Source organism: Paragemmobacter kunshanensis (assembly GCF_011059185.1).
Lineage (GTDB): Bacteria > Pseudomonadota > Alphaproteobacteria > Rhodobacterales > Rhodobacteraceae > Paragemmobacter > Paragemmobacter kunshanensis.
Genome location: NZ_JAALFE010000049.1, coordinates 1 through 8694, shown reverse-complemented (window position 1 = coordinate 8694; position 8694 = coordinate 1). Strand labels below are relative to the sequence as shown.

Sequence of the window (8694 nt, the reverse complement as noted above, 5' to 3'; positions counted from 1 at the left end):
GCCGTCAACGCCATGATTTATATGCGAAATATCACGATTACGACAGCGAAATCAGCGACTTACTTGGAGAATGTGGGTGAACAGGGGCTTGGCCTCTTTGGTTGAAAAAGGGAAGGGGCCGCTCATTCCTGAACGACCCCTTCCCCTTCGCAAGCCAGACGGAGCTAGCAGAGAAAACGTTCTTAGTGGCCGATGTACGCGGATCGCCACCCTGATCATTGAGACAAAGTGCGACAAGGACACTGACGCGATGGATCAAAGACGCAATACATGGTCTGGCCACAGACTGGGGACCTTTGCAGCCGTAAAATGGAAAACGATAAGAGCGCAGCAGCTTGCGGACCGGATCGGTGATTTGGTTTCAACCTTTGGATCGCAAGCATTTCTCGATACGAGTTCGAAACGCGTAGGCGACTGGGTGGAGATATCGGTTCTATCCGTCAAACCACTGCCTGCAGAGGTCAGTCTCTCTCTTTCGGAAGCTTGCCATCACCTACGCTCATCCTTGGATCATATTGCGTGGGCGGTCAGCTCAAGGCCGCAAGATCGCTGGGCTCGACTAAAGGTGAAGTTTCCGATCTTCGCAGATCAGGATGAGTTCGATCGTCGCGTTAGCAGCGCGCTTCTGGGCGCAGATCAAAGGGTGGTTGGCATCGTGCGCAGATACCAGCCATTCAACAGCTCCCTAAATCCCAAGAACACTCTCCTCGAAAAACTCCAAGAGCTAAACAATTGGGACAAGCACCAAGAGTTGCTTGCTGGCGTTGTGGCAACCGCCGGTAGTTCAGTCTCCTACATTTACAGGGGCGCGACTATTCACTCGGAATCACTGGGCGATACTGTCTTGACCGAGCCGAATGTGAAGCTTGGAGTGCTTCCTTGGGAGGACACGTGGAGCGAGAAGGGAATTTCGCTTGTACCGCACATTCGCCTGAGGGCAGTCTTCCATTCTGATATGCCGGAGACGATCCGAGGGGCAGATATTGTGGGATTCCTGTCTCAAACTTCCGCCTTCATCAACGATGAAATGCTACCAGAGTTTGGATCATTCCTGCAGTAGGCACAGTCGAGCAAGAGACCACGCAAAATGGGCTGATCGCGAGCATGGTCACGCAGTTTTCGCCGCATCAAACTGCTATACTGGCAATTGCGCCAAGAACTGGGGCGCAAGCAGCCAAGAGAACTGCGGTTCTCAGTGCGTCGGCGTTGTGCCGCAAAATTTCGCTATTCTGCTCTATGCAGGCTTCCAGGTGCCTCGCCAGTTCCAACTGCACATCGGCAAGATCCCGATCGTCGTCTAGATCTTCGTTAAAGGCAGAGGGACGCATTCCGGGCGCATACCAACCAACAGGCCGAGCCGCATAGATCCCCGCCGCGGCTGCGAGGACAAGCGGAACCACAATTGCCCATTGCACTGCAGAGACTGCGTCTTCGCCGATCGCTGTGGTCACCGCTGCGGCGGCAATCAGAACTCCGACCAGTTGCATAGCGCGAGCGTCGGATGCCAGGGCAATCTGCTGCTGTGCCTCAAGCCTTGCGTCAGCTCTGGCTAGCATTTCCAGAATCAGTCTTTGACGATTATCCATGCTCTTATGATTCCCATCACATGGCGGTAACAATGGTAAAGCCCCCTGACACCGTAACCAAGGGCAATGGCTCTAGCGGCCCAACTCGCGATGGGTCTACTGGGGGATCACCGCCAAAGCCTCCCGCTCCCAAGCCGCCGCCAAGCAAGGGCTGATAACCCTAAGGCACCTTATTCCTCACAGACTCCCCTTCACCGTCACCACCGCCTCCGCGACGGTCTGTGTCACCCCGTCCACCGTGGCCCGGACCTGGAGGGTATAGACGCCCTCGGCCAGCGTATTCTCATTGAAGGCCACGCGGATCGTGTCGGCATCGACGATGGAGACGCTGTTCGCCGCGACGCGCGCGGCCCCTTCCCGCTCGACATAGGCTTCGACCGTGCCGCCGGTGAGCGCGGTGATCTCGCTGCCCGGCTCGAAGGTGACGTTGACGTTGATGATCAGGTCATCGGCTTCAAATGTGGTGATCGCGGTCACGCTGCCCTCCAGGTCGTGTCTATGGTCTCTGCGTCCCAGAGGCCCGCGAGGACATGCCCGCGCGCTGTGCCGGTGATGGTGTGCGCCCGCGCCGATCCAGCGATTCTGCGCGCCCCGAAGGTGCCGCCGACTGCATGACCGCGCCATGTGCCGGTGATCGCGACAGTCGCGGCCGTGCCTTGGGTCTGGGCCGTGCCCGCGCCGACGCCGCCGAGATCGAGCGAACCGACCGCTGCGCCTTCGACAGCCACAGCACCCGCCCCGGCGCCAGCCAGCGGCATATCGCCGACGGCCGCGCCTGCGACCCGTGTCGTGCCCTGTCCTGCACCTGCCAGCGGCAGATCACCGCTGGCGGTGCCTGCGACCCGCACCGCGCCTTGCCCTGCGCCGGAGAGGCCGAATGCCCCCGATGCTGCGCCCCGGACCGAGACGGCCCCGGCTGCGGCTCCACCGATCGGCAGATCGCCAGCCGCAGCGCCGGTGACGGGAACATTCCCGATCGCGCCCGTCGCGGCACCCGTCAGCGGCAGATCGCCAGAAGCACTGCCCTCGATCGCGACGGAACCAGATGCTGACCCCGGCAGATCGAGGACGCCCGCGCCCTGCCCCGCGACACGCACGGCACCAGCGGCGGCCCCGGTGAATGCCATCGACCCGGAGGCCGCGCCAGAAACGGCCACAGCGCCCGCTGCAGCGCCGGTGAGGCCCATGGAGCCTGAGGCTTGCCCTCGCACCGCCACGGCCCCGGCAGACGCGCCGGTGAGGTCGAGCGTGCCGCTGGCCGTCCCGGTGGCCGGGGCGTTGCCCACGGCACCAGCGCCGGATCCTGCAAGGGGAAGATCGCCCGCGCCTTGCCCTGCCACGGAGACCACACCAGCTGATGCGCCGGTGATCGGCAGCGAGCCTGCGACCGTGCCGGCGATGTCAACTTCGCCGGATGCCGATCCGGTCAGGCCGACGGAACCGGAGGACGAGCCGGTGATGCCAGCCGATCCGCCAGTGTCGCCGTTCTCGGCCCAGTCCAGGAGCGCGGCCCGTTCCGTGGAATCGGGGATGGTGTTCAGCAGGGCCAGACGCCGGATATCGACGGCGAAGGATCCCGTCACCCCGCCATCGAGCGACCCGAAGATGTCCATGAGCGTGGTGTCGCCCAGCGGCCCGGATCCGGCATAGGTTTCGAACGAGCCGCCATCGACAGCGGTGTAGATCGTGCTTCCCGAAACGTAGATTTCGAGGGTGGCCCAAGCACCCCGGGTGATCGCCGTCGCCGAAGTCGTGACCGCGTAGCCGATGCTGCTCTCGGTTTGGATGTAGTTGAACCCGAACGGGAAGTAGGTCGGCTTGATGAAGTCGCCGGTGTAGAACTGCGTCGGGTTCTCGTGGAGAACCCAGAAGGATTCCTGATCGTCCCCGGTGCCGTTCCAGCGCCCCCGGCAGATCACATAGAGGTCGCCAGACCGTGCGATGCTGGCGCGAAGCTGAGACGACCCCGGCACGGCTTCCAGATACGGATCATCGCCGCCCGGCAGGCGCAGGACCGCGTTCCGGCCTGAGGATGCCCCAGCGACGAAGTCCGCGCCCCACAAAGAGGCGACGAAGTTGACGGGATCGCCGTCAGTCGTCGCGGCGGTCGTTCCGGCTGTATCCTCGAACAGATCAGACAGCGCTGCGTCGAAGAACAGATCAACCTCGGACGGATCAGCCATAATCGTGCAGGGATTGTCGCCCGAAGGCGGCACCGGCAGCGGTTCGTCCGTGATTTCCACGGTTGCGCCGATCCAGCCCGACGACGTGCCGCCGACGGAAACCGTGGTCAGCGACCAGCTGGAGACCGGGCCGTTCGTGTCGTGGGCCGCTGCCTCGTCGGTCGCATCGAGGACCGACGTGATGTTCGTCATCCCGGTCGGCGGCGTTTCGACCGAGGTGTTGACCGACCGATGCGCGCCGAACCCCGCGACCCATGATGTGCCGTCAGTATTCACCATGGTCAGGGCGGGGTAACTGACTGTGGTGCTGGCCGCGCTGGACCGTGCCACGCCACCGACGCCAATGATGCCGTCAGACCGATAGACGAGGCAGATCAGCGAGGTCGCGTTGGTCCACGTGCCGGAAACCTCCGATCCACTCGCCGCGATCTTGTAGGCGATCCGGCAGGAGTTCGTCGCCGTGCCGCCGTTGTTCAGGTCGGTCCAGCCGGCGGGAAGTGCGGGGGCGGTTGTCGATCCGTCCCGATAGGCGAACATCAGAAGAAGATCACCCGCCGCGTGCGACGGCATGGTCAGGGAGTTCGTCCCTGTCGCCGAGCTGATGCGGGTGATCGTCATGTCAGGGCCTCAGGCTCAGGCGCCGCCAGCCGTCAGGGTGAAGCTGGTGATCGTCACCTGCTGGCCCGAGGCGATGGAGGTGTTGTCGAGCGTCATGTCGCCGCCGCCGCCGGTCGCCGTGACCGTGCCCTGAATGTGGCAGGTGCCGCTGACCTTGATGCGGAAGTGGCCCGCCGTGCCGGTGGCGTCGGCCGAGGCGTCCTGCCATGTGCCGAGCAGCGTCTTCGACCCGGACGAGGCGGCCGCCAGCCAGTCGGAAGGCAGGGTCATGGAGGCCAGCAACGTGCCGGAGTCGGCCGCCGCCGCGTTGGCCGGAACGGAGCCGGAGCGGATTTCGAGGGTGGGCGCGGTGCCGATCGTGGTTTCGATGGCGTCGATCGCGGCGTTGCGCGCGGCAACGCTGAATTGGAAGGCCATGGGTCAGTCTCCTGTTAGGGTGGGGTTCAGCGGCAAGCCGCGTCGGTCTTGGCGATCAGCGGCTGAACCGCCAACACCACGTTGTCGGTGCCCTCAGCCGCCACGGTGGCCGCCGCACGGTCACGGTCTTCCCGCGTCGCATCACAGAAGGCTTCAAGGCTTCCGGTCGTGCAGCCAGCGACGGGCAGCATCAGCATCAGAGGGAACAGGCGCATCGTCGATCCTTTCGCGTGTGGTGCGGTAATCCTGCAGCTCCTTGGCGCGGGCCTGGGCGCGATCGAGCCGGGACCGCAGCCAGCCGACCTCGATCCGCATGTAGGCCAGCACCGCCACGACCAGGCCGAGCAGAACCAGCCGCCAGTTTGCGAAGAGCCAGGTCATCGACGGTCATTCGCCCCGGTGAGGGCGTCCTCGATGCGCAGGGCCTCGATGCGCTGGAACTTCCGCCACAGCAGGAAGCCGCCGACGCCGATCACGAGCAGGGCAATCACCCAAGGCCCTGCGGAGGCGATGCCCTGAGCCAATCCACCCGCGCGCTGTGCGACGTCCATGATCTGCTCCGCAGCCCCCACAGCCGCCCCGGCGCCAGCCAGGCCCGCAGTTGCCGCCGTGATGGCCTTGCCGTCTTCTGCGGCCCGGATCGTGCGGCTTTCGGCGAGGTCGGCCTTGGAGACGTCACGGAGCGGACGCTGCTCGCCACGCTCAAGCGCGGCCCATGTCCGATCCCCCACGATCCCATCGGCGACGAGGCCGTTGTCGGTCTGGAACGCCACCACGGCCGCCACGGTGCGCGCGCCCATGATCCCGTCGCGCTTGCCGAGGGTGTAGCCGAGCATCGCCAGCTGCGCCTGCAGGTCGATCACGAAAGCGCCACGATCACCGCTCCGAAGAACTGGCCGCTTTCCCTGAGCCTCCACCCCGTCAGGGCGGCGAATGGCAACGATGCGGTCGATCGGGAAGGCCGCATCGGAAACCTTGTTGCCCTGGTTTCCGCCCCGAAGGATGACGTTGTTTCCTTCGAAGCGGACCAGGAAGGCGACGTGCCCCTGCCAGCTGGAAGGCGATCCGCGCCAGAGAACCACGACGTCCCCCGGGCGCGCGTCCTGCAGCCGGACGGACTGCCCATAGGTCTGGTATGACCGGGCGTTCAGCTTGCCCGTATGCGGCAGGCCCAGCGAGGCCAGGACAGAACCGACGAAGGCCGCGCACCACGCCGTTTCATCGTCGTTCACGGTGCCATGCCCGACAGCGTCGAACATCTCGAGGATCTTCGGGTTATGCTTCGCCCCCGGCCATTCTTCCATGCCGAGGTAAGCCTCGGCGGCCGCAAGGACCGCCTGGTTGAACTGGGTCATTGCCCTGCCCTTTCTGCGATGATGGTGGGTTCAGCCCCTCAGGGCTTCGATGCGTTCTGCAGGATGTTCTGGATGGCGATCAGCCGTTCCTCGATCCGTCCGAAGCCAAGCTCGAGGGATCTGAGGCGGATATCGGTCGCATCGTCTTCGCGGCGAATCTCGATCAGAGCGTCACGCATGTAGGTCACTTCCGACTGCACCTTCGAGAACGCGACGAGACCACCCACGCCCATGACGACGAGGGTGATGATATTTCCCCAGTTCAGCACGTTCTCGAACCTCATTCCGACGCCCCCTCGATGATCGCGGCGCATTGCGCCTGAGCCAGCGCGACGGCCTGTTCCAGATCGTCGGGCCCCTGCGCCGCGGCGATGGCCGTGCCAGCCGCCCGGCGGATGCCAGCGAGCCGGGACACGGCGAAGCGGTAGAGATCAGCCCGGGCAATGACGCGGGAGGCAAGATCCTCCACCGTCTCGCCGGTCAGCGCTGCCTCGCCCGCCAGAAGGCTCTGATCCGCTGCGAGGCCGACGCCCGCCACGATGGCCCGGGCCGCTGCTTCCTTGGCGGACCAAGACAGCTTTTCGGCCAGCGGGACGCCTGCTGTCAGCGCGTCCTCGACGGCCGTGATCGCGGACATGACAGCGGCCATGGCTTCGATGGGGGTGATGTCGGCCCTGGGCGGATGGAACTCGCCCTCGGCATAAGCCCAACCCGGCCCAGCCCCTTCGCAAGTCGGCCAGTCCCCGCACCAATCCGGAACATGGTCCGGATCGACCTCGATCACGTTGGTGACCAGGCCATTCTCAATCTGCGCTTTTCTCATCTGATCACCCGAAGATCGTCACGCGGCATTCGCCACGGGCACCTGCGCCAGCAGCAGTTCCAGAAGTGCCGCCGGAACCCCCGCCACCAGGAGCTGAGCCAGCCGCGCCTACTGCGTTGCCGCCGTTGCCTCCATACTTGCTGACACCGCCAGAGCCACCGCTGCCATGCGACCCACCTGCGCCACCAAATACTGCAGAGCCGACAGTCGAAGCGCTTGCACCACCGCCGCCGCCATGAAGCGTGCCCGCGTTTTGCCCGCTGCCGCCTCCACCAATTGCCCCACCAACTGCTGCAGAACCGAGCGACCCATTGGCCGAAGCAGGGGCAACACCCGCCGCGAGTTCACCAGCGCCACTGCCACCCTGAAGAGCGAAAGCGCCGGCGATAAGACCCTGTCCGCCGCCTCCACCAAAGGCTGAAAGCAAAGCGCCGAATGAAGTGCCTCCACCGGCATTGCCTGGTGAGTTCGTCGCTGGTGGAGAGCCGCCGCTCCCGATCGTAACCGTGACCGATGAGGGAAGATCGCCAATCCGAAATAACCGCGCGGCATAGCTGCCACCGCCGCCGCCACCGCCTGAGCCTCCGCTTGGTCGAGATCCGGAGCCTCCAGCACCCCAGATCTCGACCATGACAACCGTGTCGTCGTCATATCCGCTCGGCTTTGTCCATGTGCCAGACGAGGTGAAAGCCTGATAGGCTGGCCCCGCTCCTGCCCCCGCGCCTCCCGCGCTGGACAGGATCCTGAACGAACCAGACAGGTATTCGATCAGCGATCGCCTGCCAGAGGCCAGTGCAGACGCGCCAAGCGCCGCCCCGTCAGCATCAACGACCGGCACCGCAGACCCGCCGTTGATCGCGAGCGTCACAGCCCCGGAGTTCGCCGCGCCCCAGGTGATGGTGAACTTCATCCCGTTCACCAGCCCGCCGCCGTCAAGAGGCGGATCGAGTGTGGCCGTGACGGCGTTTCCGGTGCCACCAACAGAGGTCAGCGGCAGCACGGATGCATCGAACAGCGTCTTGACGCGTGCCGCGTACTGGTCCAGCAAATCGGGACCGTCGATCGGCCCCGTGCTGGAGCCGGAATAGGTTTCTCTTTCTGCCATGGTTTACCTTCAGGCCCAGATTTCCGGGGCTTCGTCGACAAGGGTGAGGGAGGCGGTGAAGTCCTCTTGGGGATCGACCGCGAAGACCACGAGGCGCAGCGCCTCCTGCCCGGTGCGCCCGATTGAGACCAGCGCACCGGCATAAACGTCGGCCGCAGGAATTGGCGTGGCAAGCTCAAGAACGGCGGTCTGACCCGTCGTGTTGTCCAGCGCGATGACCGAACTCAACCCGTCGGGGCCGCGAATGATCACGCCGCTCGTGGCACCGATCAGGAGGACATCCTCGACCGCGAGGAGATCCGTGACGCTGAGGAAGTCAGGCTCATTGGCCACCGCCACTTCGCAGTCGATCGTGATCGTGTCGACGTCGCCCGAGCCGTCCAGCGTCCAATCAACAATCCGGCCGGATCCAGCCAGCTCGGAAAGCAGATCATGCTGCACCGCGACCAGGTCACCGCGCCTTGCAACGATGGCTTCCACCGGGGCGTCCAGATTGTAGAACGTCGATCGGTACTTCGCTTGCAGCTGATTGTTGATTTGCGCTGAGAGCTGACCCGGTTGGGCTGAAGATTTCCATTGAGATTTGACCCATGTGACCCTTCCCCGA

Annotated in this window: 12 protein-coding genes; 1 reads left to right on the top strand and 11 read right to left on the bottom strand. The window is 64.4% G+C overall.

What is annotated here, in order from left to right; all coding sequences use genetic code 11:
* Nucleotides 1-250: 250 nt before the first annotated feature.
* Nucleotides 251-1060 (top strand): hypothetical protein, encoded by an 810-nt coding sequence (locus tag G5V65_RS21060; protein WP_165054447.1) that lies wholly within the window; start codon nucleotides 251-253, stop codon nucleotides 1058-1060.
* Nucleotides 1061-1127: 67 nt separating this feature from the next.
* Here the strand turns inward: G5V65_RS21060 and G5V65_RS21055 are convergent, their stop codons facing one another.
* The 11 genes from G5V65_RS21055 to G5V65_RS21005 form a co-directional block, all read right to left on the bottom strand.
* Nucleotides 1128-1586: a hypothetical protein gene (locus tag G5V65_RS21055; RefSeq protein WP_165054444.1), complete on the bottom strand. Its 459-nt coding sequence runs from the start codon at nucleotides 1584-1586 to the stop codon at nucleotides 1128-1130.
* A 177-nt stretch (nucleotides 1587-1763) separates the two neighbouring features.
* Entirely contained in the window at nucleotides 1764-2063 is a 300-nt protein-coding gene (locus G5V65_RS21050) for a hypothetical protein (RefSeq protein ID WP_165054441.1), read from the bottom strand.
* Entirely contained in the window at nucleotides 2060-4387 is a 2328-nt protein-coding gene (locus tag G5V65_RS21045) for a hypothetical protein (protein WP_165054438.1), read from the bottom strand. Before G5V65_RS21045 ends, G5V65_RS21050 begins: the two co-directional genes overlap by 4 nt.
* 15 nt (nucleotides 4388-4402) lie before the next feature.
* Complete coding sequence (locus tag G5V65_RS21040; protein ID WP_165054435.1) at nucleotides 4403-4804, bottom strand: hypothetical protein; 402 nt, start codon at nucleotides 4802-4804, stop codon at nucleotides 4403-4405.
* Nucleotides 4805-4830: 26 nt separating this feature from the next.
* The gene (locus G5V65_RS21035) at nucleotides 4831-4995 is read right to left on the bottom strand and encodes a hypothetical protein (protein ID WP_165054432.1); all 165 of its coding nucleotides are present in this window, start codon (nucleotides 4993-4995) and stop codon (nucleotides 4831-4833) included.
* Nucleotides 4958-5185 carry a hypothetical protein gene (locus tag G5V65_RS21030; RefSeq protein ID WP_165054429.1) on the bottom strand — a complete coding sequence of 76 codons (228 nt, stop codon included), beginning with the start codon at nucleotides 5183-5185 and terminating at the stop codon, nucleotides 4958-4960. Before G5V65_RS21030 ends, G5V65_RS21035 begins: the two co-directional genes overlap by 38 nt.
* Complete coding sequence (locus tag G5V65_RS21025) at nucleotides 5182-6159, bottom strand: C40 family peptidase (RefSeq protein ID WP_165054426.1); 978 nt, start codon at nucleotides 6157-6159, stop codon at nucleotides 5182-5184. The genes G5V65_RS21030 and G5V65_RS21025 overlap by 4 nt, the downstream gene beginning before the upstream one ends.
* A gap of 38 nt (nucleotides 6160-6197) precedes the next feature.
* A complete protein-coding gene (locus G5V65_RS21020; RefSeq protein WP_165054423.1) occupies nucleotides 6198-6443 on the bottom strand; it encodes a hypothetical protein in 246 nt (81 codons plus the stop codon).
* A complete protein-coding gene (locus G5V65_RS21015) occupies nucleotides 6440-6982 on the bottom strand; it encodes a hypothetical protein (protein WP_165054420.1) in 543 nt (180 codons plus the stop codon). The genes G5V65_RS21020 and G5V65_RS21015 overlap by 4 nt, the downstream gene beginning before the upstream one ends.
* 4 nt (nucleotides 6983-6986) lie before the next feature.
* On the bottom strand, nucleotides 6987-8087 hold the full coding sequence (locus G5V65_RS21010) for a glycine-rich domain-containing protein (protein ID WP_165054417.1): 1101 nt from the start codon (nucleotides 8085-8087) through the stop codon (nucleotides 6987-6989).
* 9 nt (nucleotides 8088-8096) lie between these two features.
* A partial coding sequence (locus tag G5V65_RS21005; protein ID WP_206526920.1) for a hypothetical protein occupies nucleotides 8097-8694 on the bottom strand: 598 nt, incomplete at its 5' end.

Excerpts from the sequence above, each read along its gene's own strand:
- G5V65_RS21060 (WP_165054447.1), top strand. The coding sequence starts at position 251 with ATGGATCAAAGACGCAATACATGGTCTGGCCACAGACTGGGGACCTTT.
- G5V65_RS21040 (WP_165054435.1), bottom strand. The coding sequence starts at position 4,804 with ATGGCCTTCCAATTCAGCGTTGCCGCGCGCAACGCCGCGATCGACGCC.
- G5V65_RS21020 (WP_165054423.1), bottom strand. The coding sequence starts at position 6,443 with ATGAGGTTCGAGAACGTGCTGAACTGGGGAAATATCATCACCCTCGTC.
- G5V65_RS21010 (WP_165054417.1), bottom strand. The coding sequence starts at position 8,087 with ATGGCAGAAAGAGAAACCTATTCCGGCTCCAGCACGGGGCCGATCGAC.
- G5V65_RS21055 (WP_165054444.1), bottom strand. The coding sequence starts at position 1,586 with ATGGATAATCGTCAAAGACTGATTCTGGAAATGCTAGCCAGAGCTGAC.
- G5V65_RS21015 (WP_165054420.1), bottom strand. The coding sequence starts at position 6,982 with ATGAGAAAAGCGCAGATTGAGAATGGCCTGGTCACCAACGTGATCGAG.
- G5V65_RS21025 (WP_165054426.1), bottom strand. The coding sequence starts at position 6,159 with ATGACCCAGTTCAACCAGGCGGTCCTTGCGGCCGCCGAGGCTTACCTC.
- G5V65_RS21030 (WP_165054429.1), bottom strand. The coding sequence starts at position 5,185 with ATGACCTGGCTCTTCGCAAACTGGCGGCTGGTTCTGCTCGGCCTGGTC.
- G5V65_RS21045 (WP_165054438.1), bottom strand. The coding sequence starts at position 4,387 with ATGACGATCACCCGCATCAGCTCGGCGACAGGGACGAACTCCCTGACC.
- G5V65_RS21035 (WP_165054432.1), bottom strand. The coding sequence starts at position 4,995 with ATGCTGCCCGTCGCTGGCTGCACGACCGGAAGCCTTGAAGCCTTCTGT.